The sequence below is a fragment of the Allobosea sp. UNC402CLCol genome, from assembly GCF_000745475.1.
Classification (GTDB): Bacteria; Pseudomonadota; Alphaproteobacteria; order Rhizobiales; family Beijerinckiaceae; genus Allobosea; species Allobosea spartocytisi.
Genome location: NZ_JQJJ01000016.1, coordinates 39,825 through 64,337, shown reverse-complemented (window position 1 = coordinate 64,337; position 24,513 = coordinate 39,825). Strand labels below are relative to the sequence as shown.

General features: G+C 67.0%; 20 protein-coding genes. 12 read left to right on the top strand and 8 right to left on the bottom strand.

Features of this window, described 5'->3' with window-relative positions; all coding sequences use genetic code 11:
* Complete coding sequence (locus GY40_RS21405) at positions 1–1,686, top strand: TRAP transporter large permease (protein WP_112763919.1); 1,686 nt, start codon at positions 1–3, stop codon at positions 1,684–1,686.
* Between the two features lie 13 nt (positions 1,687–1,699).
* Positions 1,700–3,118: a sodium:proton antiporter gene (locus GY40_RS21400; protein ID WP_038366750.1), complete on the top strand. Its 1,419-nt coding sequence runs from the start codon at positions 1,700–1,702 to the stop codon at positions 3,116–3,118.
* 110 nt (positions 3,119–3,228) lie between these two features.
* Here the strand turns inward: GY40_RS21400 and GY40_RS21395 are convergent, their stop codons facing one another.
* The 3 genes from GY40_RS21395 to GY40_RS21385 all read right to left on the bottom strand — a co-directional run bounded on the left by GY40_RS21395 (position 3,229) and on the right by GY40_RS21385 (position 6,900).
* The gene (locus tag GY40_RS21395) at positions 3,229–4,239 is read right to left on the bottom strand and encodes an Lnb N-terminal periplasmic domain-containing protein (RefSeq protein WP_038366747.1); all 1,011 of its coding nucleotides are present in this window, start codon (positions 4,237–4,239) and stop codon (positions 3,229–3,231) included.
* A gap of 36 nt (positions 4,240–4,275) precedes the next feature.
* Complete coding sequence (locus tag GY40_RS21390; RefSeq protein ID WP_038366744.1) at positions 4,276–5,886, bottom strand: phosphoenolpyruvate carboxykinase; 1,611 nt, start codon at positions 5,884–5,886, stop codon at positions 4,276–4,278.
* A gap of 231 nt (positions 5,887–6,117) precedes the next feature.
* Positions 6,118–6,900, bottom strand: coding sequence for a HugZ family pyridoxamine 5'-phosphate oxidase (locus tag GY40_RS21385; protein ID WP_051988376.1), 783 nt, complete (start codon positions 6,898–6,900; stop codon positions 6,118–6,120).
* Between the two features lie 175 nt (positions 6,901–7,075).
* Here GY40_RS21385 and GY40_RS21380 point away from each other — a divergent pair, with 175 nt between their 5' ends.
* The 5 genes from GY40_RS21380 to GY40_RS21360 all read left to right on the top strand — a co-directional run bounded on the left by GY40_RS21380 (position 7,076) and on the right by GY40_RS21360 (position 10,984).
* Positions 7,076–7,777 (top strand): response regulator transcription factor, encoded by a 702-nt coding sequence (locus GY40_RS21380; RefSeq protein ID WP_038366741.1) that lies wholly within the window; start codon positions 7,076–7,078, stop codon positions 7,775–7,777.
* A gap of 83 nt (positions 7,778–7,860) precedes the next feature.
* Positions 7,861–9,660, top strand: a complete 1,800-nt coding sequence (locus GY40_RS21375; RefSeq protein WP_081925583.1) for a stimulus-sensing domain-containing protein — start codon at positions 7,861–7,863, stop codon at positions 9,658–9,660.
* Complete coding sequence (locus tag GY40_RS21370) at positions 9,650–10,135, top strand: HPr kinase/phosphorylase (protein WP_051988375.1); 486 nt, start codon at positions 9,650–9,652, stop codon at positions 10,133–10,135. The genes GY40_RS21375 and GY40_RS21370 overlap by 11 nt, the downstream gene beginning before the upstream one ends.
* 112 nt (positions 10,136–10,247) lie before the next feature.
* The gene (locus tag GY40_RS21365) at positions 10,248–10,649 is read left to right on the top strand and encodes a PTS sugar transporter subunit IIA (RefSeq protein WP_038366739.1); all 402 of its coding nucleotides are present in this window, start codon (positions 10,248–10,250) and stop codon (positions 10,647–10,649) included.
* Positions 10,650–10,669: 20 nt separating this feature from the next.
* The gene (locus GY40_RS21360; protein WP_038366736.1) at positions 10,670–10,984 is read left to right on the top strand and encodes an HPr family phosphocarrier protein; all 315 of its coding nucleotides are present in this window, start codon (positions 10,670–10,672) and stop codon (positions 10,982–10,984) included.
* 150 nt (positions 10,985–11,134) lie between these two features.
* On the opposite strand, the gene tsaE is transcribed toward GY40_RS21360, so the two are convergent.
* From tsaE to ahcY, 3 genes are all read right to left on the bottom strand, one after another.
* Complete coding sequence (gene tsaE / locus GY40_RS21355; protein WP_038366734.1) at positions 11,135–12,694, bottom strand: tRNA (adenosine(37)-N6)-threonylcarbamoyltransferase complex ATPase subunit type 1 TsaE; 1,560 nt, start codon at positions 12,692–12,694, stop codon at positions 11,135–11,137.
* Entirely contained in the window at positions 12,691–15,075 is a 2,385-nt protein-coding gene (locus GY40_RS21350; RefSeq protein ID WP_248311247.1) for a sensor histidine kinase, read from the bottom strand. Before GY40_RS21350 ends, tsaE begins: the two co-directional genes overlap by 4 nt.
* Positions 15,076–15,562: 487 nt before the next feature.
* The gene (ahcY, locus tag GY40_RS21345; protein WP_248311246.1) at positions 15,563–16,981 is read right to left on the bottom strand and encodes an adenosylhomocysteinase; all 1,419 of its coding nucleotides are present in this window, start codon (positions 16,979–16,981) and stop codon (positions 15,563–15,565) included.
* A gap of 144 nt (positions 16,982–17,125) precedes the next feature.
* Between ahcY and GY40_RS21340 the strand changes: the two genes are divergently transcribed.
* Together GY40_RS21340 and GY40_RS21335 are read left to right on the top strand one after the other, a co-directional pair.
* Positions 17,126–18,013, top strand: coding sequence for a LysR family transcriptional regulator (locus GY40_RS21340; RefSeq protein WP_038366728.1), 888 nt, complete (start codon positions 17,126–17,128; stop codon positions 18,011–18,013).
* 121 nt (positions 18,014–18,134) lie between these two features.
* Complete coding sequence (locus GY40_RS21335) at positions 18,135–19,364, top strand: GTP-binding protein (protein WP_038366725.1); 1,230 nt, start codon at positions 18,135–18,137, stop codon at positions 19,362–19,364.
* Positions 19,365–19,367: 3 nt separating this feature from the next.
* On the opposite strand, the gene GY40_RS21330 is transcribed toward GY40_RS21335, so the two are convergent.
* Positions 19,368–20,426 carry an ornithine cyclodeaminase gene (locus tag GY40_RS21330; protein ID WP_038366722.1) on the bottom strand — a complete coding sequence of 353 codons (1,059 nt, stop codon included), beginning with the start codon at positions 20,424–20,426 and terminating at the stop codon, positions 19,368–19,370.
* Between the two features lie 127 nt (positions 20,427–20,553).
* Here GY40_RS21330 and GY40_RS21325 point away from each other — a divergent pair, with 127 nt between their 5' ends.
* The 3 genes from GY40_RS21325 (at position 20,554) to mgrA (ending at position 23,879) form a co-directional block, all read left to right on the top strand.
* Positions 20,554–20,991, top strand: a complete 438-nt coding sequence (locus GY40_RS21325) for an Lrp/AsnC family transcriptional regulator (RefSeq protein ID WP_038366719.1) — start codon at positions 20,554–20,556, stop codon at positions 20,989–20,991.
* Between the two features lie 339 nt (positions 20,992–21,330).
* A complete protein-coding gene (locus GY40_RS21320) occupies positions 21,331–22,761 on the top strand; it encodes an aldehyde dehydrogenase family protein (RefSeq protein WP_038366716.1) in 1,431 nt (476 codons plus the stop codon).
* 95 nt (positions 22,762–22,856) lie between these two features.
* Positions 22,857–23,879, top strand: coding sequence for an L-glyceraldehyde 3-phosphate reductase (gene mgrA / locus GY40_RS21315; protein ID WP_038366713.1), 1,023 nt, complete (start codon positions 22,857–22,859; stop codon positions 23,877–23,879).
* Between the two features lie 138 nt (positions 23,880–24,017).
* Here mgrA and GY40_RS21310 read toward each other — a convergent pair whose 3' ends face one another.
* A complete protein-coding gene (locus tag GY40_RS21310; RefSeq protein WP_038366710.1) occupies positions 24,018–24,506 on the bottom strand; it encodes an Lrp/AsnC family transcriptional regulator in 489 nt (162 codons plus the stop codon).
* Positions 24,507–24,513: the final 7 nt, after the last annotated feature.

Sequence of the window (24,513 nt, the reverse complement as noted above, 5' to 3'; positions counted from 1 at the left end):
ATCGGCGATTTCCTGCGCGTCAACATGGCGCCGGTGATGTTCGCCACGCTCGTCGTCTTCCTGCTGCTGGGCTATCCCGTCGCCTTCGCGCTCGCGGCCAACGGCCTGCTCTTCGCGCTGATCGGCATCGATCTCGGCCTGTTCCAGGAGAATTTCCTGCAGGCTCTGCCGGAGCGCATCTACGGCACGATGAACAACGACGTGCTGCTGGCGATCCCGTTCTTCACCTTCATGGGCCTCATCCTCGAGCGCTCCGGCATGGCCGAAGACCTGCTCGACACGATCGGCCAGCTCTTCGGCCCGGTCCGTGGCGGCCTCGCCTATGCCGTGATCTTCGTCGGCGCGCTGCTTGCGGCCACCACCGGCGTCGTCGCGGCCTCGGTGATCTCGATGGGCCTGATCTCGCTGCCGATCATGCTGCGCTACGGCTATGACCGGCGCCTCGCCTCGGGCGTCATCGCGGCCTCGGGCACGCTGGCCCAGATCATCCCGCCCTCGCTGGTGCTGATCGTGCTCGCCGACCAGCTCGGCCGTTCGGTCGGCGACATGTATGAGGGCGCCTTCATTCCCGGCCTCGTCCTGGCCGGCCTCTACGCGCTCTACGTCTTCCTCGTCACCATCGTCTATCCGAAGCGCGCCCCGGGCCTGCCGCCGGAAGCGCAGACGCTGCGCGACGCCGACGGCAAGACCCGGCGGTTCTCGCTGCTCGTCGTCACCGTCATCTCCTTCGCCATCGCCTACGCCTATATGAAGCTCTTCACCAAGGTGACGGCGGGGTCGGACTTCGTCGTGCTGACGATGTCGATCGCGGTCGGCGTGTCCTTCGTGATCGCGCTCATCAACAAGGCGCTGGGCCTCAACCTGCTCTCGCGCATGGCCGAGCAGGTCGTGTTCGTGATGGTGCCGCCGCTGGCTCTGATCTTCCTGGTGCTGGGCACGATCTTCATCGGCGTCGCCACGCCGACGGAGGGCGGCGCCATGGGCGCGGCCGGCGCGATCCTGCTCGCCTGGGGCAAGAAGCGCATGAATTTCGAGCTGCTCCGGCAGGCGACGGAGTCGACCGCCAAGCTCTCGGCCTTCGTGCTCTTCATCCTGGTCGGCGCGCGCGTCTTCTCGCTCACCTTCTACGGCGTCAACGGCCATGTCTGGGTCGAGCACCTGCTGGTCGGCCTGCCGGGCGGCGCGACGGGCTTCCTGATCGTCGTCAACGTGATGGTGTTCCTGCTCGCCTTCTTCCTCGACTTCTTCGAGCTGGCCTTCATCATCGTGCCGCTGCTCGGCCCCGCGGCGGACAAGCTCGGCATCGACCTGATCTGGTTCGGCGTCATTCTGGGCGTGAACATGCAGACCTCGTTCATGCACCCGCCCTTCGGCTTCGCGCTGTTCTTCCTGCGCTCGGTCGCGCCGAAGAACCCCTACAAGGACAAGATCACCGGCAGGATGATGCAGCCCGTCACCACCGGGCAGATCTACTGGGGCGCCGTGCCCTTCGTCGTGATCCAGTGCATCATGGTCGCGCTCGTCGTGCTCTTCCCGCAGATGGTGATGCACTACAAGGCCTCGGCCGTGCAGCTCGACCAGAAGGCGATCGACAAGCAGTTCGACTCGATCCAGGTTCCGACCATCGGCGGTCCGGGCGGCTTCGATTTCACCGCGCCGCCGGCGATCGATCCACCCAAGCCCTGAGCAAGGAGACAGCATGGCGAAATGGTGGAAGGCGCTGGCCGGCGCCGGTGTGATCAGCCTATTGCCAGGAGCCGCGCTCGCGGCCGGGGATATCGGCGGCGCGACGATGGGGCCGCTCTGGGCGCTGCCCTTCGCCGGCATGCTGCTCTCGATCGCGCTCGGGCCGATCCTGTTCCACCATCTCTGGGAATTGCACTACGGCAAGTTCGCGGCCTTCTGGGCGCTCCTGCTGCTGGTGCCGCTCGTCGCCCTGCGCGGCTTCGACGCCTCGCTCGGCGCCGTGCTCCATACGGCCCTGCTCGAATATTTGCCCTTCATCATCCTGCTCTTCGCGCTCTTCACCATCGCGGGCGGCATCCTGATCACCGGCAACCTGCACGGCTCGCCGGCGACCAACACCGTCATCCTCGCGATCGGCACGGTGATGGCCAGCATCGTCGGCACGACCGGCGCCTCGATGATCCTGATCCGGCCCCTGCTGCGGGCGAACGACAACCGGCGCCACAACGTCCATGTCGTGGTCTTCTTCATCTTCCTGGTCTCGAATATCGGTGGATCGCTGACGCCGCTCGGCGACCCGCCGCTCTTCCTCGGCTTCCTGCGCGGGGTCGACTTCTTCTGGACGACCTGGCACCTGCTGCCGGAGACCGGCTTCGCCGTCGTGGTCCTGTTGCCGCTGTTCTACGCGCTCGACAGCTATCTCTACAGCAAGGACGACAGCCTGCCGTCGCTGAAGGACCCGACGCCGGACCGCAACCTGAAGCTCTGGGGCAAGGTCAACATCCCCCTGCTCGCCGGCGTCATCGCCGCGATCCTGCTCTCCGCCAACTGGAAGCCGGGCGTCGTCTTCGATATCCACGGCGTGCATGTCGAGCTGCAAAACCTCGTCCGAGACGTCATTCTGCTCGGGCTCGCCGGGCTCTCGCTGGTGCTGACCCCGAAGCAGGTGCGCGCCGGCAACGAGTTCTCCTGGGGGCCGATTCTCGAGGTCGCGAAGCTCTTCGCCGGCATCTTCATCTGCATCATCCCGGTGCTGGCGATGCTGCAGGCCGGACGCGAGGGCGCCTTCTCGTCGCTGGTCGCGCTGGTCAACCATCCCGACGGTAGCCACAACACCGTCGCCTATTTCTGGCTGACCGGGCTGCTCTCCTCCTTCCTCGACAACGCCCCGACCTATCTCGTCTTCTTCGAGCTGGCGGGCGGCAATGCCAAGGAACTGATGACGACGGGCGCGCTGACGCTGGCGGCGATCTCGGGCGGCGCGGTCTTCATGGGCGCCAACACCTATATCGGCAACGCGCCGAACTTCATGGTCTACGCCATCGCCAAGGACCGCAAGATCGCGATGCCCAGCTTCTTCGGCTACATGCTCTGGTCCGGCGCGATCCTGATCCCGGTGTTCATCCTGCAGACCTTCCTGTTCTTCCGGTAACGCCGGGCATCCAATCGTCATTCTCGGGCGCAGACCCGAGAAGCGCTGGACGAGAGGGCACTGGTTTCCGTCATGGTCGGGTCAAGCCCGACCATGACGGGAGAGCGCTGCTACGGCCGCCCCGTCGGCACGCCTTCCCTGATCTTCGCCGAGAAATCCGGATCGTCGAGCGAGAGCGTTCGCGCCTTGTCGCCGATGCGCGCGAGGCGGACCAACTCGTCGAGGGGCACATCCTGCCGGATCGCGCCGATCCGCTGGAGATAGCCCGGCAAATAGCCCGAGAGCAGGACGCGCGGATCGAGCGGCAGCGAGAACTTCCATTCGGGCGCCACCGTGCCGACGAGGTGGTAGACCACGGTGGTGCAGTTCGTGGTCAGCGTATTGTACCAGCGCGGTTTGGCGGCAAGGTCGTTCACGTCCTTGGCATAGGCCAGCAGCAGGTCGCGCGCCTGGGCCGGCGAGGCACTCAGCCGGAAGAGACGCGCATCCTCCTTGCGTGCGTTGGTGCGCAGGCCGACGATGTCGCGCTCGTCGGCGGCGACATAGGCCATCTCGTAGCTGCGGAAGAAGCCGGCGATGGCCGAATACTCCTCGCCCTTCTCGCGCCTGATCTCGACCGAGAAGGTCAGGGGCGGCTGGTCGGAGAAGGTGAAGCTGACGAGCAGATGCGCGATCGCCTCGCCCGACCAGTAGCTCAGGACGATGTCGGCGCCGCTGATCGCGGCGAGGTCATAGCGGCGCGTCTCCCAGCGCTGGTCGTAATCCTGCTCGCTGCGCCAGCGAAAGTTCCTGACATTCGAAACCGTGAGCACCTCGCCTTCGCGAGCGATGCTCGGCAGGCGGGCGAGCTCGGGAATCCAATCGCGCTGATGCGAGGGCAGGAAGCTGCTCCACCAGGACAGAAGGCCAATGAAGAGGGCGGCGAAGCCCAGCGGCAGCCGCGCCTCGCTCGTCCAGATGCCGACGAGCCCGGCCAACGCGGCGATGCCGAAGCCGATGGCCGCGATGCCGGCCGTCGCACCGGACAGGCGAAAATAAAGGAAGCCCGCGCCCCAGAGCGCGGCACCGAGGATCACGAGGGTCAGGACGAGCTTCAGCACAATGAGAAAGAGGCGGCGCATGGCCGCCTCTCCTAGCATAGCCGCAGCCGCTTGACGTCAGGCTGCGAGCGAATTGCTCGGCGCCGCCGCCTTCACCGCGTCGTCGACATGGGCCTCGAACTTCGCGAAGTTCTTGGCGAACATGCCGACGAGGTTCTTCGCCGTCTCGGCGAAGGCGGCTTTGTCGGCCCAGGTCTTCACCGGATAGAGGATGTGCGGCTCGACGCCGGGCACCGACGTGGGGACGGCGAAACCGAAATAGGGATCCCGGCGGAAATCGGCGCGGTTGAGCGAGCCGTCGAGCGCGGACGAGAGCAGCCGGCGCGTCACGCGGATCGGCATGCGCCGGCCGGTGCCGTACTGCCCGCCGGTCCAGCCGGTGTTGACCAGCCAGCAATCGACATGGTGCTTGGCGATGAAGTCGCGCAGCAGATTGGCGTATTCCGACGGGTGCCGCGGCAGGAAGGGCGAGCCGAAGCAGGTCGAGAACTCCGGCTGCACGCCGGTCAGCCCGCGCTCCGTGCCGGCGACCTTGGCGGTGTAGCCGGAGAGGAAGTGGTACATCGCCTCGGCCGGGGTCAGCTTGGCGATCGGCGGCATCACGCCGAAGGCGTCGGCGGTCAGCATCACGATGTTCTTCGGGATGCCGGCGCGGCCAGTGCGCGAGGCGTTGGGGATGAAGTCGAGCGGATAGGCCGAGCGGGTGTTCTCGGTCTTGCTCTCATTGTCGAAATCGACCTCGCGGGTCAGCTCGTCCATCACGGTGTTCTCGAGCACCGTGCCGAAGCGCAGCGAGGCGGCGAAGATCTCGGGCTCGGCCTCGGCCGAGAGACGGATCGTCTTGGCGTAGCAGCCGCCCTCGAAGTTGAAGATGCCCTCCTTCGACCAGCCATGCTCGTCGTCGCCGATCAGCGTGCGCGCGGGGTCGGCCGAGAGCGTGGTCTTGCCGGTGCCCGACAGGCCGAAGAAGATCGCCGGGTCGTCCTTGGGGCCGACATTGGCCGAGCAGTGCATCGGCACCACGCCCTTGGTCGGCAGCACGTAGTTCAGATAGGTGAAGACCGATTTCTTCATCTCGCCGGCATAGGCCGAACCGCCGATCAGCACGATCTTGCGGGTGAAATCGATCGCGACGACGGTCTCGCTGCGGCAGCCATGCCGGGCCGGGTCGGCCTTGAAGCTCGGCAGGTCGACGATCGTCATCTGCGGGACATAATCGTCCAATTCCCCGCGCGCCGGGCGGATCAGCAGATTGCGGATGAAGAGCGAGTGCCAGGCCATCTCGGTATAGACCCGGGCCTTGACGCGATGGGCCGGGTCGGCACCGCCATAGAGATCCTGCGCGAACAGCTCCTTGCCTTCGGCATGCGCCAGGAAATCGGCGAGCAGCGTCTCGAAATGCTCAGGGCTCATCGCCTGGTTGTTGTCCCACCAGACCGTGTTCTCGGTCAGCGCGTCGCGCACCGTGAACTTGTCCTTGGGCGAGCGGCCGGTATGGCTGCCGGTATCGGCGCAGAGCGCACCGCCGCGCGCGAGCTGGGATTCGCCCCGGCGCAGCGACTCCTCGTAAAGCTGTGGCGCCTCCAGGTTCCAGTACACGGCCTTGAGCTTGCGGAAGCCGAAGCCCTCGGCACCCTGGGCGGCGTTGAACTGACCGATCGTGTTCACTGAAATCCTCCGGCAGCCGCCGCATCGTGGCAGCCTGTTGTCGAACGCGTACGCTCGGACCTTGAAGAAGATCCAGCGCCGGGCGGAGACCTTGCGGCCGTGTCCGGTCTTTAAGCCTCGGCGGCACGGCGCTCAAGTCACGGAAATCGCAAAAAACTTCGCAACTTCGGCTAAATCGTTTGAATTCGCGGGGGATGGTGAGCGAGGATGGTGAATATCCCCGCGCCCCGATCATCCGCGCGCCCGTGCCTCCTGCGCGAGCGCGACGAGGACATGCCGCAGCCCGGCCGGCTCGGTGACGCGCGAGGGGAAGACGAGCCGCCCGTTCTCGTCGCCGCAGATGAGATCGAGCCCTTCCGGGTCGAGGCCGGTCACCTTCCAGCGTCCTTCGGGGAGGCCCAGAAGCTTCGTCGCATAGAGGCTCAGCGCCTCGGCATGGTCTTCGTTCATATGGGCGATCGCGTCGTCCTCGGCCGCGATCAGCGCCTCGCAGCCGGCAAGGTCGAGCAGCACCGCACCGACCGCGATCTCGCCGGCACGGGCGAAGCCGCCATTGGGGTGGAACCCCTGGACGGAGAGGCGGAACAGCGAGAAATCCGGGAAGTCGGCATAGAGCTTCGCCTTGGGGTGGCGCGCGAGGAAGCGGCGCCTGGCGTTCTCGTCGGCGCAGCGCTCGGCCCGCCCGACGACGCTGAGCCGGGCGGAATTGGCGAGCGGATCCCCCTTGCCCAGCGACGAGACGAGAACAGAAACGCGCGGATCGGCCTCGATGTTGCGGGTGTGGAGCGAAAGCTTCGAGGCGAGGAACAGCGGCGAACCATCGACATCGGTGGCGATGTTCGTCAGCGTCGCGAGCGGGAAGCCGCTCATCGGGTCGAGCGTCGCCAGCGCCGCGATCCGCGCCTTGCGCAATGTCGCGCGAGCCATGGCGACGGCGTCGAAATCATCCGGCGCGGAGCCGCCGAGTTCGAGGCCGCGCGGCGTGATGGCGGAGGGGGCGACGGCCTCGGTCATCTCCGTTTGCTTCCTGCCGGTCCGATTTCTTCTGCAAAAACATGAACGCTTGGGGCGTTCGAGCGTTGCGCCATAGCGAATCCGCCTCCGAGGCGCTAGATTGCTGCCATGCTTTGGCCGCTCTCGCAGGGGAGTGGACCCCTTTATTGCAACAAGAGCAAGAGATGAAACCCTTATGCCAACGATTGCGCTGGTCGATGACGACCGCAACATCCTGACGTCGGTATCCATCGCGCTCGAGGCCGAGGGCTACCGCATCATGACCTATACCGACGGTGCCTCGGCCCTCGACGGGCTGAAGCAGAACCCGCCGGACCTCGCGATCTTCGACATCAAGATGCCGCGCATGGACGGCATGGAACTGCTGCGCCGGCTGCGCCAGAAATCCGACCTGCCCGTCATCTTCCTGACCTCGAAGGACGAGGAGATCGACGAGCTCTTCGGGCTCAAGATGGGCGCCGACGATTTCATCCGGAAGCCGTTCTCGCAGCGCCTCCTGGTCGAGCGCGTCAAGGCGATCCTGCGCCGCGCCGGCGCCAAGGACCCCACCGCCGTTCCCCGTTCCGAGGATGCCAAGGCGCTGGAGCGCGGCCTGCTGCGCATGGACCCCGAGCGGCATACCTGCACCTGGAAGGGCGAGCCGGTGACGCTGACCGTCACGGAATTCCTGATCCTGCAGTCGCTGGCGCAGCGTCCCGGTGTGGTCAAAAGCCGCAACGCCCTGATGGATGCGGCCTATGACGATGAGGTGTATGTCGATGACCGCACCATCGACAGCCACATCAAGCGGCTGCGCAAGAAGTTCAATCAGGTCGATCCCGAGTTCGACATGATCGAGACGCTCTACGGCGTGGGCTATCGCTTCAAGGAAACCTGAGGCGAGCCTGCCGGATATCGATGCTGGGATCCCGCGTGCCGGATCGGGCTGGGGCGCGGCTGGAGCGAGTACAGACCCAAGGCATGGCAACGGTCGACAACGAAGCACCTGCGTCATCGGCGGGAAGCCGCTGGAGCGCGGCTCTGCGGCGCCGTCTCGGCCTGATCTGGCGCCGCATGGCGCGTGCGGTCTCGTCGCGCGCGGCGTCCAGCCTGACGCGACGCATCGTCGTGCTGAATCTCGGCGGCCTCTTCGCGCTGCTGCTCGGCTTCCTCTATCTCAACCAGTTCCGCGAAGGCCTGATCGAGGCGCGCGTGCAGAGCCTGCTGACGCAGGGCGAGATCATCGCCGGAGCGATTGCGGCCTCGGCCACGGTCGAGACCGATACGATCACCATCGATCCGGACAAGCTGCTGCAGCTCCAGGCCGGCGAAAGCGCCGGCATCGCCGATGATCCGCTCGACTTCTCGATCAATCCCGAGAAGGTCGCGCCCCTCCTGCGCCGCCTGGTGACGCCGACGAAGACGCGGGCGCGGGTCTACGACAAAGAGGGCTTCCTCACCATCGACTCGCGCGGCCTCTATTCGCGCGGCGACGTGCTGCGCCTCGACCTGCCGCGCGTCGGCGAGCCCGACGAGCCGCCGCTGCTGGAGCGCACCTGGAACATGCTGCGCAACCGGCTCGGCCGGGCCGATGTGCCGACCTATGACGATTTCGAGAACGCCAACGGCAAGTCCTATCCGGAGGTCGCGCGCGCCCTGAACGGGGCGCCGGCGAGCGTTGTGCGCGTCAACACGCGCGGCCAGACCATCGTCTCGGTCGCGGTGCCGGTGCAACGCTTCCGGGCGGTGAAGGGCGCGCTGCTGCTCTCGACGCAAGGGGGCGACATCGACGCGGTGATCGCCGCCGAGCGCTTTGCCATCTTCCAGGTCTTCGCCGTGGCGGCGGGCGTGATGATCGTGCTCTCGGTCCTGCTCGCCGGCACGATCGCTGAGCCGATCCGCAAGCTCGCCGACGCAGCCCAGCGCGTGCGGCGCGGCGTCAAGTCGCGCGAGCAGATCCCTGATTTCGGCAGCCGGCATGACGAGATCGGCCATTTGTCCGGCTCGCTGCGCGACATGACCAAGGCGCTCTACAGCCGCATCGAGGCGATCGAGAGCTTCGCCGCCGATGTCGCCCATGAGCTCAAGAATCCGCTGACCTCGCTGCGCAGCGCCGTCGAGACGCTGCCGCGGGCCAAGACGGAGGATTCGCGCGGGCGGCTGCTCTCGGTCATCCAGCACGATGTGCGCCGTCTCGACCGGCTGATCTCCGACATCTCCGACGCCTCCCGCCTCGATGCCGAACTCGCCCGCAACGATTCTGCTCCGGTCGATGTCGCGCAGGTGCTGGAGGCCGTGGTGACGATCCAGAACGAGACGCGCCGCGAGGGGCAGGCGAAGATCGAGCTCTCGGCTGAGCGGCGCAGCCAGCGCCCCGGCGCCGACGCCTTCCTCGTCATGGGGCACGATTCGCGGATCGGGCAGGTCATGGTCAATCTCATCGACAACGCCCGCTCCTTCTCGCCGTCGGAGGGCACGGTGCGCGTCATGCTCTCGCGTGTCGCCAACGACGTGCTCGTCACCGTCGAGGACGAAGGGCCGGGCATCGAGCCGCATGCGCTGGAGCGCATCTTCGAGCGCTTCTACACCGACCGTCCGAATGAGGGCTTCGGCCAGAATTCGGGGCTGGGCCTGTCGATTTCGCGCCAGATCGTCGAGGCGCATCGCGGCTCGATCCGGGCCGAGAACCGGCTCGGACCGGCGGAGCCGGGCGGCGAGACGCCGCGGCTCGGCGCCCGCTTCATCGTCCGGCTGCCGGCCGCCTATCAGCATGCTTCCTGATCCGGGGGGGAAGCCGCCCCCCCACCGGGCCGGCGAGACGCGCGTCCATGCGACCACCGTCGCCATCGGCGAGGCCGGCATCCTGCTGCGCGGCCCTGCCGGCAGCGGCAAGTCGACGCTGGCGCTCGCGCTGATCGCGCTGGCCGGCCAGGCCGGCCGCTTCGGCCGGCTCGTGGCCGATGATCGCACCGCCCTGACGGCAAGAGGCGACCGGCTGGTGGCCCGGGCGGTCGCGCCGCTGGAAGGCATCGTCGAGCGCCGCGGCCTCGGCCTGACGCCGGAGCCGGCAACGCCGGCCGTCGTCGTCAGGCTGCTCGTCGATCTGATCGGCGAGGAGCCGGCGCGCATGCCGGAACCGGAAGAGCTGGTGGACAACCTGTGCGGGATCGACCTGCCGCGGTTGCGCGTGGCGGGACGTGTCGGCGACGAGCGGCTGGTGCTCACCGCGCTCGACTTGTTCACAGGCCAGGCGTGAAGGCCATGATTTCGGCGTTTTCGGCGGCGAGTCCCTTGCGATTGTCTCGCACCTGCCGCATAAACCGCCACCTTGTCCGGGCGCCGATGGGCGCTCTCCGGTGCTGGATTGAATGATCGGACTGGTCCTCGTGACTCATGGGCATCTGGCGACGGAGTTCCGCGCGGCCCTCGAACATGTCGTTGGCCCCCAGGCGAACCTGGCGACCATCGCCATCGCCCCCGATGACGACATGGAAAGTCGCCGCCGCGACATCATCGCCGCCGTCGAGCAGGTCGAGGGCGGTCGCGGCGTCGTCATCCTCACCGATATGTTCGGAGGCACGCCTTCCAACCTCGCCATTTCGGTGATGGAGCCGGGTCGCGTCGATGTTGTCGCCGGCGTCAACCTGCCGATGCTGATCAAGCTCGCCAGCGTGCGCGAGGAGAAGAGCCTCGACGAAGCGGTGACGAGCGCGCAGGATGCGGGCCGCAAATACATCACCGTCGCCAGCCGGGTTCTTGCCGGCAAATAAGGGCGAGCAGGAAGGGCGGAATGGAAGAAGACTGCGACTGCCCCGAGACCGAGATTCCCGCCGGCGCCCGCTACGGCGAATTCCAGATCATCAACAAGAAGGGGCTGCACGCCCGCGCCACGGCGAAATTCGTGCAATGCGCCGCCCGCTTCGAGGCCGACATCACGGTCAGCCGCTGCGGCGAGACGGTCGGCGCGACCTCGATCATGGGCGTGCTGACGCTTGGCGCCGGCATCGGCTCGACCATCACCATCGTCGCCCAGGGACCGGAGGCAGGCGAGGCGCTGCAGGCGCTGAGCGAGCTGATCGCCGACCGCTTCGGCGAGGGCGAGTGAGGCGCTGAACGGGCTCTGCCCGGTTCGCGCCGCCATGCTCCGGGCTCGACCCGGGCATCTCCTGCCGCAGAAGGCTCCCTGCCTGGTTTCCAGAGATTCTCGGGTCAAGCCCGAGAATGACGCCCTGTCACGGGTACCGGACCCCGACCTTCAGACAGCTTCGCCCGGCTCCTCGAACAGCCTCGGCATATGCGCCTGGTACCAGCCCTTGAGCTCCTCAAGGGCCGGGTGCTCGAGATTGCGGCGCAGATAGGCCTCGATCCGCGGCAGGTGCTTGAGATAGCCCGGCTTGCCGTCGCGCTTGTCGAGGCGGGCGAAGATGCCGGCGATCTTGGTGTTACGCTGCGCGCCGAGGATCGCATAGGCGCGGGCGAAGCCGGCGAGGTCGAAATCGGGCACGTCCGCCCGGCGGGCCGAGCCATAGGCCGCGAGCAGCCTGAGTTCGAGCGCAGCCGGCACGTCGACGCGCGCATCCTGCCCGAGCGCGGCGAGGTCATAGGCGGGATGGCCCAGCACCGCGTCCTGGAAATCGATCAGGCCGAGCTTCGCCAGCCCCTCGCGCTTGTCCAGCCAGATCAGGTTGGGGGAATGGACGTCGCGCAGCGTCCAGGTCGCGGGTGCGGCGAGGATCTCGTCGAAGAGCTTGTTCCAGATGCGGCCGAACTCAGCCTGCGTCACGGCCGGCAGCGTCACCCCGGCGATATGCGGAGCATACCATTCGAGGATCAGCTCGGTCTCGATCGCCAGCGCCTGCCGGTCGTATTCGGGGATGATGTGGTCGTGGCCCTCGGCCACCGGCAGGATCGTCGGCAGGGTGTGGCGGTGCAGGTCGGCGAGCAGCCGGGCCGTGGCCTCGTAGCGCTCGGGGATCGGCCGGCCCTCCGCATCGAGCACACCCTCCGCGCCGAGATCCTCGATCAGCAGGAGCCCACCGGCCAGATCCTCGGCCAGGATCTCGGGGGCGGAATAGCCGAGCGAGCGCAGGCCGCGATCCATCGCGACGAAGGCGTCGATGGTCTCGGCCAGATGCGCGATCGCGCTGTAGGGCTTGCCCATGCGGATCGGCGGTCCGTCCGGGCGCGGCGGCGAGATCATCAGCACGGCGGTCTCGCCGCCCGGCCGTGTCAGGCGCTCATAGGCGCGCGTCGAGGCGTCGCCGAGCATGAAGTCGCGCCGTGCCTCGCCCCAGCCGGCGCCGTCGATGAGCTTGCGCGCCGCGACCGCGATAGCGAGGCGCTGCTTCCAGAGCACGCCGCCGGAGAGATCGGCGATGCGGCCGGTTTCCGGATTGTCGGGATCGATGTCGAGCAGGATGTCGAGGCGCCGCCCGGCCGGCAGGCGCCCGCCCGCGCGGTCGGGCCATTCGACCAGCATCACCGCCTGGTCGACGTCCTCGACAAGGCCGAGATCGTCGAGCTCGTCCGGCGAGCGCACGCGATAGAGATCGGCATGCAGGACCGGGCCGCGCGGCGTCTCGTAGCTCTGCACGAGGGTGAAGGTCGGGCTCGGCGCCTCCAGTGCGGGGTCGCCGGCGAGCTCGCGCAGGATGGCGCGCGCCATCAGCGACTTGCCCGAGCCGAGATGGCCGGAGAGCGCGACGATGTCGCCGGGCTTGACGATGGCGGCGATATCGGCGGCGAGGCGTATCGTCGCCGCCTCATTCGCCAGCAGGAGCCGGTGCGTGCCGGCCGCGCGGGCTTCCTCGGTCATTCGGCAGCGTCCGAGAGCGGCAGGCCCTGAGCCGGGAAGATCGCGGTGACGCGCGTGCCCTGCCCCGGCGTGGAGTCAAGTTCGACATGGCCGCCATGGAGCTCGACGATCGAGCGCACGATCGAGAGCCCCAGGCCGACGCCGCGATGGGTCGAGCCGAGAGAATGGCTTTCGAAGCGCTCGAACACCTTCTCCTTGACCTCCGCGGGGATGCCGCGGCCCTGATCGGTGACGGTGAGGCGGATGTCGCCGCCCTGCCGCGTCGCCCTGACGCCGATGGTCTGGCCGGGCGAGGAGAAGCCGATCGCGTTGGAGAGCAGGTTGAACAGCACCTGCCGCAGGCGCTTGCCATCCGCCCGCAGCGGCCCGGTGCGCGGATCGATCTCGACCTTGAGCGACAATTTGCTGTCGGTCAGCCTGTCCTGAAGCCCGGCCGCCGCCTGCGCGATGGTGTCGGCGACGTCGACATCCTGCATGTCGAGCGTCAGCGCACCATTGTCGATGGTGGCGAGGTCGAGGATGTCGTTGATGATGGCGAGCAGCGCGCCCGAGGAGCGCACGATATGGGAGGTGTAGTCGCGCTGCTTCTCGTTGAGCGCGCCGACGGTCTCGGTGCCAAGAAGCTGGGCGAAGCCGATGATGTTGGTCAGCGGCGAACGCAGTTCGTAGGAGACGTGGTGGACGAAGTCCTCGCGCAGCCGCGAGACCTTCTCCAGCGCGTCGTTCTTCTCGGTCAGCGCCCGCTCGACATTCACGCTGGCGGTGACGTCGGCGAAGGAGATCAGCGTCGCGCCGTCGGGCAGCGGCGCGGCCGCCATATCGAGCACGGTGCCGTCGCGGCGCTCGATCCGGCAGCGATAATCCTCGCGCGCATCGCGCACGCCGGTGACGGTGCTGAGCAATTCGCGCCAGACCTCGTCCTGCGGGAAGAGCGGCCGGCAAAGCCCGACCACCTCGTCGATATGCGGGCCGCTGGCGAGCAGGTCGGCGTCGATGCGCCAGGATTGGGCAAAGGCGGGGTTCGAGAGCTTGAGGCGCCCGTCGGAACCGAACACGGCGACGCCCTCGCGCAGCGAATCCAGCGTCTCGCGCTGGGTACGGGTCAGCGCGTTGAAGCGCGATTCCAGCGTGAAGCGTTCGGTGACGTCGTCATAGAGATAGGTGACGCCGCCTTGCGGGTTGGGGCTGGAGACGACGTGTATGGTGCGCCCGTCGGGCAGGTACCACCAATCCTCGTTCGCGCGCGTGGCGGTATAGGCGGCGTGAACGCCCGTTTTCCAGCTCCGGTAGTCGCCGAGTTCGGGCAAGCGGCGCTCGGCACGCAGGCGGTCGAGGATCTCGCCATCGGTCGGCTGGCCGTCGAGGAAGGCCGGATCGAGCGACCAGAGCGCGTCGAAGCCGGCATTGCGGTAGAGCAGCCGCTGCGTGCCGTCGAAGGCCGCCACCGCCGTCTTCAGCCGGTCGAGCGTGCGGACATGGGCGTCCATCTGGCGCTGCAGATCGTTGCGCACCGCTTCCAGCTCGCTCATATCCGTGGCCAGGCCGGCGAAGCCGGTCGCGGTCGGCAATTCGACGACGTCGAGCGTCCGGCGCTGGCCGGCGACGATGGCCGGAGTGCGGATCGCGAAGGGGTTGCCCTCGCGGCGCGCACGCGCCGCCGCCTCGCGCTCGTTGCGATCGAGCAGCTCCATCCCGCTCTTGGCGGCTGTCGCTGCATCGCCGGCCTCGACCGCCCCTGCATAGGCGGCGTTGACCCAGAGCAGACGCCCGTCGGCATCGCGCATCCAGGCGGGGTGAGGCAGCCCGGCGAGCAGGCTCGACAGCGCCGCATGGTCTCCCGTGACCCGCTCCAGCTCGCTGCGCAGCGTCATCACCTGCGCCCGCTCGCCGGTGACCTCGCGGAAGCGGATGACGGCGCGCCCGGCGACGGGCCGGCCCTCGATATCGACGAAAGGCCCGGCCTTGCTGCGGATCGTGAAGCTGAAGGCTTCGCCGCGCTCCTTCAGCGCGTCGGTGGCCAGTTCCAGCCGCTTGGCGTCGGTCGGCGTCGCCCAACTGCCATAGGCCAGCGCCAGCGCCGCCCCGGGCGCACCGAGGAAGCCGCTATCGCCCTCGAAGACCGGCTGTGCGTCGCGCCCGTTCCAGCTCGCGACCACCTGCGGATCGGCGGCGAGCAGGATGGAAAGCCGCTCCTGATGGCCGCGCGCCGCCTCCAGCTCGCTCGCGAGCCTGGCCTCGCGCCGCTGCCAGCGCGTGCGCTCGCGGACATAGACGAGGGATGTCGTCGTGGCGAAGACGGCAAGACCCGCCAGGATGATGGAGAGCGCGCCGGTGCTCACCGTATCGAGCTTGGCCGGCGACAGCAGGTCGCTCTGGGCCATGGCAGGCACGGGAAGCAGGGCCAATGCGGGCAGAAGCCCGCCTGGACGCCAGCCGCCACCTCGTCCCTGTCGCCTCGCACGTCTCATTCCGCGTCTGTCGCCTCTTGGGCGGCCGGGCGGCCGCCAACATCGCCGGTCTCGTCGGAATCGGTATCGCGGAGCCGGGCGTTACACCCTCCCCGGCGGCCGATCCACGCGCGCCACCACGCCAATCACTATAGAGCTTGAACCGGGAGCCGCGCCGTCGCGGCACCCCGAATCAGCCCCACTGTAATCGTCGCCTGACTCCGTCAGGAAGTGCTTAATCGCAGGTAAACGGAGAGTTTTTCGAGGCGCACTCGAAGGAGGCGCACCCGCATCAAGGTCTAGATATTCTATGCCCAGAAACCACTATTAGTTGTGTTCTTGTTTTATTCCGAAGGCATCGTCAGACCGAAAAAAGGCCCGGCTTGCGCCGGGCCTCGTCGTTCTTGCCGCTGCGCTGCTGTCAGTAGCGGTAGAGCTCGGGCTTGAACGGCCCGGCCTGCGGCACGCCGATGTACTTCGCCTGGGCGTCATTGAGCTTGGTGAGCTTGGCGCCGACCTTGGCGAGATGGAGCGCCGCGACCTTCTCGTCGAGATGCTTCGGCAGGGTGTAGACGTTGTTCTGGTAGTTCGCGTGGTGGTTCCAGAGCTCGATCTGGGCGAGCGTCTGGTTCGAGAACGAGCAGGACATCACGAAGGACGGGTGGCCCGTGGCGTTGCCGAGGTTCACCAGGCGGCCTTCCGAGAGCAGGATGATGCGCTTGCCGTCGGGGAACTCGACCTCGTCGACCTGCGGCTTGACGTTGTCCCACTTGAAGTTCTTCAGGCCGGCGACCTGAATCTCCGAGTCGAAATGGCCGATATTGCAGACGATGGCGCGGTGCTTCATCGCGCGCATGTGGTCGACGGTGATGACGTCGAGATTGCCGGTCGCCGTGCAGAAGATGTCGCCGCGCGGGGCAGCGTCTTCCATCGTCACGACCTCATAGCCTTCCATCGCCGCCTGCAGGGCGCAGATCGGGTCGATCTCGGTGACGAGCACGCGGCAGCCGGCCTGGCGCAGCGAGGCGGCCGAGCCCTTGCCGACGTCGCCATAACCGGCGACGACCGCGACCTTGCCCGACATCATCACGTCGGTGCCGCGGCGGATGGCGTCGACCAGCGACTCGCGGCAGCCATAGAGGTTGTCGAATTTCGACTTGGTGACGCTGTCGTTGACGTTGATCGCCGGGAACGGCAGGCGATTGGCCTTGGCCAGTTCGTAGAGGCGATGCACGCCGGTGGTGGTCTCCTCGGAGACGCCCTTGATCGCGGCGCGGGTCTTGGTGAACCAGCCCGGATTGGCCTTGAGCTGGCGCTTGATCAGCGCGAAGAAGATCGTCTCTTCCTCATTGCCGGGCTTGTCGAGGAACTCGGCCTTGCCGGCCTCGGCCTCGGCGCCGAGGATGATCAGCATGGTCAGGTCGCCGCCATCGTCGAGGATCATGTTCGGCGTGCCGCCGTCGCCCCAGGTGGCGGTCTTCAGCACGTACTCCCAATACTCTTCCAGCGTCTCGCCCTTGATGGCGAAGACGGGGGTGCCGGTCGCGGCGATCGCGGCGGCGGCGTGGTCCTGGGTCGAGAAGATGTTGCAGGACGACCAGCGCACATCGGCGCCGAGTTCCTTCAGCGTCTCGATCAGCACGGCGGTCTGGATGGTCATGTGCAGGCAGCCGGCGATGCGCGCGCCCTTGAGCGGGGCCTTGCCCTTGTGCTCGGCGCGGATCGCCATCAGGCCCGGCATCTCGTCCTGGGCCATGTTGATTTCCTTGCGGCCGTAATCCGCAAGCGAGATGTCCTTGACGATGTAGTCCTGCGACACGGGGAAGCTCCAATCGCTCACTGAATGATGGCGGCTCTCTAGCAGTGCCAGCGGCGGAAGGCAATCAAAGATATAAAGATGTCTTTATATGATCGTTTTCGACATCGATCCTCGCGACCCATCCTGAGAGGCTGAGTTTTTTCGATCGGGCTGTAAGATCGGCTGATGACGCTCGAACAGCTCCGCATCTTCGTCGCCGTCGCCGAACGGGAGCATCTGACGCAAGGCGCCCGCGCCCTGAACCTGACGCAATCGGCGGTCAGCTCGGCGATCGCGGCGCTGGAAGCGCGCTACGCGACCAAGCTGTTCGACCGGATCGGCCGGCGGATCGCCCTCACCGATACCGGGCGGCTCTTCCTCGCCGAGGCACGCGCCGTGCTGGCGCGAGCCGCCGCTGCCGAGGCCGTGCTCACCGACCTCGCCGGACTGTCGCGCGGCGCGCTCTCGCTGATGGCGAGCCAGACCGTGGCGAATTATTGGCTGCCGCCGCTGATCCAGCGCTACCGTGCCGTCCATCCCGGCATCACCGTGAGCCTGGGCATCGACAATACCGAGACCGTCACGGCCGCGATCCATGACGGCGCGGCCGATCTCGGCTTCATCGAAGGCGCGATCGACGATCCGACGCTCGCCGTGACCGCCGTGGCGGAGGACGAGCTGGTGATCGTCGTGCCGGCCGGACATTCCTGGGCAGGGCAGCCACCCGCCTCCGAGGCCTTGCGGCAAGGGCCATGGGTGCTGCGTGAGCCCGGCTCCGGCACGCGCGCCATGTTCGAGGCGGCGCTGCCGGGGCTCGGCCTTGCGCCGGATGATCTTACTGTCGCGCTGGAGCTGCCCTCGAACGAAGCCATCTGCTCCGCCGTCGCGGCCGGCGCCGGCGCGACGGCGATTTCGCGGCTCGTCGCGGCCAATGCCATCGCCGCCAGCCGGCTCGCCACCGTCGCCATCGCTCTGCCCAAGCGGCATTTCTTCGTGCTGCGCCACAAGGAACGCTATCTCTCCAAGGCGGCGAAAGCCTTCTTCGACCTCGCGCAAGCGCCGCCGGCCGTCTGAACGCCCCTCCCCCGAGCCTTCGGACAAGGACAAGCCACTCACGACGGAGGGCGCCTCAGTTGACAGGGATGAAATGTTATACTGTAACAAATTATCCTTTGTCCCAACCGGGCTCCTTCCGATGGCCGCATCTTCTCTCCTCCTCGACCGGCGCCTGCCGGTCACGGTCCTTTCCGGCTTCCTTGGCGCCGGCAAGACCACCTTGCTGAATCACATCCTGAACAACCGCGAGGGCCGGCGCGTCGCCGTCATCGTCAACGACATGAGCGAGGTGAACATCGACGCCGATCTCGTGCGCGAGGGCGGGGCCAACCTCTCCAAGACCGAGGAGAGCCTGGTCGAGATGAGCAATGGCTGCATCTGCTGCACATTGCGCGACGATCTGCTGAGCGAGGTGCGCCGCCTCGCCGAGGAGCGCAAATTCGATTACCTGCTGATCGAGGGCACCGGTATCGCCGAGCCCCTGCCGATCGCCGCGACCTTCTCCTTCCGCGACGAAGAGGACCGCTCGCTCGACGATGTCGCCCGGCTCGACACGATGGCGACGGTGGTCGACGCGCTCAACCTGCTCAAGGACTATGACAGCCGCGACTTCCTCGGCGATCGTGGCGAGACGGCCGGCGAAGGCGATGAGCGCACGCTGGTCGATCTCCTGGTCGAGCAGATCGAATTCGCCGATGTCGTGGTGATCAACAAGGCGAGCGAGGTCTCGGCCGAAGAGCTGGAGAGGGTCAGGCAGGTGGTGCGCGGGCTCAATGCCGATGCCCGCATCGTCGAGGCCGATTTCGGCCGCGTGCCGCTCGACCGATTGCTCGATACGAAGCTCTACAGCGAGGAGAAGGCGCAGACCCATCCCCTCTGGCACAAGGAGCTCTATGGCTTCCGCGACCATGTGCCGGAGACCGAGGAATACGGCATCCGCTCCTTCGTCTACCGGGCGCGCCGGCCGTTCCATCCGCTGAAGCTGCATGAGCTCATGGCTCAGCGCCTCCCGGGCGTGATCCGGGCCAAGGGACATTTCTGGCTGGCAAGCCGGCCGCATTGGGTCGGCGAATACTCGCTGGCCGGGCGGATCACCCGCACCGAAGCGATGGGGCGCTGGTGGGCGGCGGTACCGCGGGAGCGCTGGCCGCGCTCGGAAGAGTTCCAGTCGCTGATGCGCAAGCACTGGTCGCCGACATGGGGCGACCGGCGCCAGGAAATGGTCTTCATCGGCGGGCCGGAGATGGACGAGGCGGCGATCCGCGCCGAGCTCGATTCCTGCCTGACCGGCAGCCCGGCGACCGGGCTGACGCAGGCGCTGCTCGGGCTGGAAGACCCGTTTCCGCGTTGGGATCGCGACGCGGCCTAAACCTCAGGCCGCCGCGGCCGAACTCGGCGCAGCCCGCATCAGCATGCCGAAGAGGTCGCGCGGATCATCGGGGTCCGCGATCAGGTCGAGATCGACATAGGTGCCGGCCTCGCGGATGCGCTCATGGACATAGCGCAGCGCCGAGAAATCCTCGATGGCGAAGCCGACCGAGTCGAACAGCGTGATCTGGCTGGAATCGGTGCGGCCTTGAGCCTCCCCGGCGATGACCTTCCAGAGTTCCTCGACCGGGTGGTCGGGATCGAGCTGCTGGATGTCGCCCTCGATGCGGGTCTGGGGCGGATACTCGACGAAGATCGAGGACCGCAGCAGCACGTCGCGGTGGATCTCGGTCTTGCCGGGGCAATCGCCGCCGACTGCGTTGATATGGATGCCGGCGCCGACCATGTTGTCGGTCAGGATCGTGGCGTATTGCTTGTCGGCGGTGACGGTGGTCACGATCTCCGCGCCCTCGACCGCTTCCATCGCGGTGGCGCAGCGGGTGATCCTGAAACCGCGGCGCGCGAGGTTGCGGGCGCATTTCTCGGTTGCGGCCGGATCGACGTCATAGAGCCGCAGATTCTCGATGCCGAGCAGGGCGCGGAAGGCGAAGGCCTGGAACTCGGACTGCGCGCCGTTGCCGATGATCGCCATGGTCGCCGCGTTCTTCGGCGCGAGGTGTCTGGCCGCCACCGCCGACATCGCCGCCGTGCGCAATGCCGTCAGGATGGTCATCTCCGAAAGCAGGACCGGATAGCCGGTCGCGACATCGGAGAGCAGACCGAAGGCGGTGACCGTCTGCAAGCCGGCCTTCATGTTCTTGGGATGGCCGTTGACGTATTTGAAGCCGTAGAGCTTGCCGTCGCTGGTCGGCATCAATTCGATCACGCCTTCGAGGCTGTGCGAGGCGATGCGCGGCGTCTTGTCGAAGATCTCCCAGCGCCGGAAATCCTGCTCGATATAAGCCGCGATGTCGGACAGCATCCGCTCGATGCCGATCGCATGGACCAGCTTCATCATGTGGTCGACGCTGACGAAGGGCACGACGTTGAGCTGCTGAATCATGAGTCCCCGCGCTGTTCTTATGGAGGAGCCATTCTCCGTGTTTTCAGCGGCAGGCGATAGAAGCCAGATCGACCTGATCGGCGCCGATATTGATCGGATCGATAAAGTCGATTATCCATTCTGATCAATGGATGATATCGACCAGCGCCTCATCACCCTGCTGCGCCATGACGGGCGCCGCAGCATATCGGACCTCGCCACCGATCTCGGCCTGACGCGGGCGACGGTGCGCTCGCGGCTGGAGAAGCTGGAGCAGTCGGGCGAGATCATCGGCTTCACCGTGATCCTGCGCTCGGATGCGATCGACCTGCCGGTGCGCGGCATCACCATGATCGAGATCGCCGGCCAAGCGGCCGATGCGGTCATCACCGCGCTCTCCGGCTTCAGCGAGGTCTCCAGCATCCATACCACCAACGGCAACTGGGACCTCGTGGTCGAGCTCGGCACCTCCGACCTGATCGCCTTCGACCAGGTGCTGCGGCGCATCCGCCTGATCCCCGGCGTCACCAACAGCGAGACCAGCCTGCTGCTGGCGACGCCGCGCAGCGTCAAGGCACGGCTCTGAGCACACTCATCTCCACCGTCATCCCGGGCGAAGCGAAGCGTAGACCCGGGATGACGCGGTGGTTCTCGTGAAGAACAGGCCCGGCACGTCCTCGCACAAGAAGCGCCACTGCATGGCCGCCATCCGCAAACGCGGCGCGGCACCCGGTGACAGGCGCGGATCCGCCCCCTAACGTTATGCCCCGTCAGATACAGCGTCGATGGCGGCCGGCGATGCATGATCGCGCAAGGCGGCCCGTTCGCATCCGACACCGACAGTTCCCGCTCGGGGCATCGATCGCCAGCCGCTTCCGGCAGGCTGTCCGCGCGCCCGAGCCAAGACAAGGCAGGAGACCAGACCATGGCGCATGAGCTCGAATTCTATATCGACGGCCAGTGGGTGAAGCCCTCGGGCAACCGCACGCTCGGCGTGATCGATCCGTCGAACGAGGAGGTCTTCGCCACCATCGCGCTCGGCGAGCAGGCCGATGTCGACAAGGCCGTCGCGGCCGCACGCGCCGCCTTCCCGGCCTTCGCCGCGACCTCCAAGGCCGAGCGCCTCGCCCTGATGCGCCGCCTCGCCGAGGCCTACAAGAAGCGCTACGACGCCATCGCCGACATCCTGTCGCGCGAGATGGGCGCGCCGAAGGAGCTAGCGCATCGCGCGCAGGCCGCGATGGGCACCGCCCATCTCGCCAAGATGATCGAGACCCTCGAAAACTTCGAGTTCGAGGAGCTGCGCGGCACCACCCTGATCGCCAAGGAGCCGATCGGCGTCGTCGGCATGATCACGCCGTGGAACTGGCCGCTCAACCAGATCATGTGCAAGGTCGCGCCCGCGCTCGCCGCCGGCTGCACCATGGTGCTGAAGCCCTCCGAGATCGCCCCGCTCAACGCCATCATCTTCGCCGAGGCGATGGACGAGGCCGGCGTGCCTAAGGGCGTGTTCAACCTCGTCAACGGCGACGGCCCGACGGTCGGCGAGGCCATTTCGCGCCATCCGGGCGTCGACATGGTCTCCTTCACCGGCTCGACGCGGGCCGGCATTCTCGTCGCCAAGGCGGCGGCGGACACGGTCAAGCGCGTGCACCAGGAGCTCGGCGGCAAGTCGGCCAATATCATCCTGGACGATGCCGACCTGAAGAAGTCGGTGAAGCTCGGCGTCGAGAGCGTGATGCGCAACTCCGGCCAGTCCTGCAACGCGCCGACCCGGATGTTCGTGCCGGAGAAGCTGCATGAGGAGGCGCTTGCCATCGCCAAGCAGGTGGCCGAGCCGCTCAAGGTCGGCGCTCCCTCCGCGGACGGCGTCTTCCTCGGGCCGGTCGTCAGCGAGGTCCAGTACGAGAAGATCCAGCGGCTGATCGAGGCCGGCATCAAGGAAGGCGCGACGCTGGTCACCGGCGGCCCGGGCCGTCCGGAGGGGCTCAATCGCGGCTACTATGTCCGCCCGACCGTGTTCGGCGGCGTGACCGACGAGATGACCATCGCCCGCGAGGAAATCTTCGGGCCGGTGCTGTCGATCCTGCCCTACAAGAGCGACGACGAGGTGGTTTCGCGCGCCAACGACACGCCCTACGGCCTGGCGTCCTATGTCCAGTCCGGTTCGCAGGAGCGCGCCCGCAAGATCGCCTCGCAGATGCGCTCGGGCAATGTCTACATCAACTACCCGGCCTGGGACGCCGGCGCGCCTTTCGGTGGCTACAAGCAGTCCGGCAACGGCCGCGAATACGCCGATTTCGGCCTCGAGGAGTTCCTCGAGATCAAGGGCACGGTCGGCTACGCCGCGGCCTGATCGGATCGCGACCCGATAGACAACGAGGCCCGGTGGACGCAATGCCACCGGGCCTTCATCTTATCCGCCATTCAATCGATTGAGAGGCTTGAGTCATGGTCAATCCCAACCGCTATGACGCGATGCGCTACAACCGCTGCGGCCGCAGCGGACTGATGCTGCCGGCGCTTTCGCTCGGCCTCTGGCAGAATTTCGGCGAGACCGGTGCCCGTGCCAATATGCGCGAGATCTGCCGCACGGCCTTCGATCTCGGCATCACCCATTTCGACCTCGCCAATAATTACGGTCCGCCCCCAGGCTCTGCCGAAACCGCCTTCGGCGAGATTCTCAGCCAGGACTTCGCCGGCTATCGCGACGAGCTGGTGATCTCGACCAAGGCCGGCTACCGGATGTGGCCCGGCCCCTATGGCGAATGGGGCAGCCGCAAATACCTGATCTCCAGCCTCGACCAGAGCCTGAAGCGGATGAAGCTCGACTATGTCGACATCTTCTACTCGCACCGCTTCGACCCGAACACGCCGCTGGAAGAGACGATGGGCGCGCTCGATGCCATCGTGCGCCAGGGCAAGGCGCTCTATGTCGGCCTATCCTCCTACAATTCGAAGCGGACGCAGGAGGCGGTCGCGATCCTGCGCCGGCTCGGCACGCCCTGCCTGATCCACCAGCCGAGCTATTCGATGCTCAACCGCTGGATCGAGCAGGACGGCCTGCTCGACACGCTCGATGCGGAGGGCATCGGCTCGATCGTGTTCTCGCCGCTGGCGCAGGGCATGCTGACCGACAAGTACCTGAAGGGTGTGCCGGCCGGCAGCCGCGCCGACAAGAAGGCGCCGTCCTTCCGCGAGGGCTTCCTCAGCGACGACAACATCAAGCACATCGCGGCGCTGAACGAGATTGCCAGGGCGCGGGGCCAGAGCCTCGCCCAGATGGCAATCGCCTGGGTATTGCGCGGCGGGCGCATCACCTCGGCCCTGATCGGCGCGAGCCGGCCGGAACAGGTGACGGATTGCGTCGCGGCGCTGAAGAACCCCGAGTTCTCGGCCGAAGAACTGGCCGCGATCGACCGGCATGCCGTCGATGGCGGGATCAATATCTGGGCGGCTTCGGCGGAGCGGTAGAACGCCTTCGCCTCCCCCGCGGGTCATCCCGGGCGACCGGGGGGAGACCCGGGATCCATTCCGGAACGGTTCAGGCATGGATCCCGGATCGGCGCCGCTTCGCGGCTTGTCCGGAATGACAAGCGGCGAGAAGCGAGCCTAATCCTCCTCCGGCGCCGCCGCGATCGGCAGGGCGCTGGAACGCTTCACCTGGCCCAGCGCGAAGCTCGACTCGATCGAGGCAACGCCGTCGAGGCGGGTGAGCTTGTCCTTGAGGAAGCGCTCATAGGCCGGCAGGTCGCGCACGACAATGCGCAGCAGATAGTCGCGCTGTCCGGTCATCAGATAGCAGTCGACCACCTCGGGCCAGCGCGCCACCGCCTGCGAGAAGCGGTCGAGCTCGTCCTCGCGCTGGCGTTCCAGCCTGATCGAGACGAAGACGCTGATCGGCAGGCCGACCTTGGTCTGGTCGATGATCGCGGCATAGCCCTGGATGACGCCCGCCTCTTCGAGGATGCGGATGCGCCGCGCGCAGGGCGAGGCGGAGAGGCCGACCCGCTCGGCCAATTCCTGCACCGAGAGGCGCGAATTGGTCTGCAATTCCGCGATGATCTTGCGGTCGAGCGCATCGAGGCGCGGGCGGGCCATCCTTGTC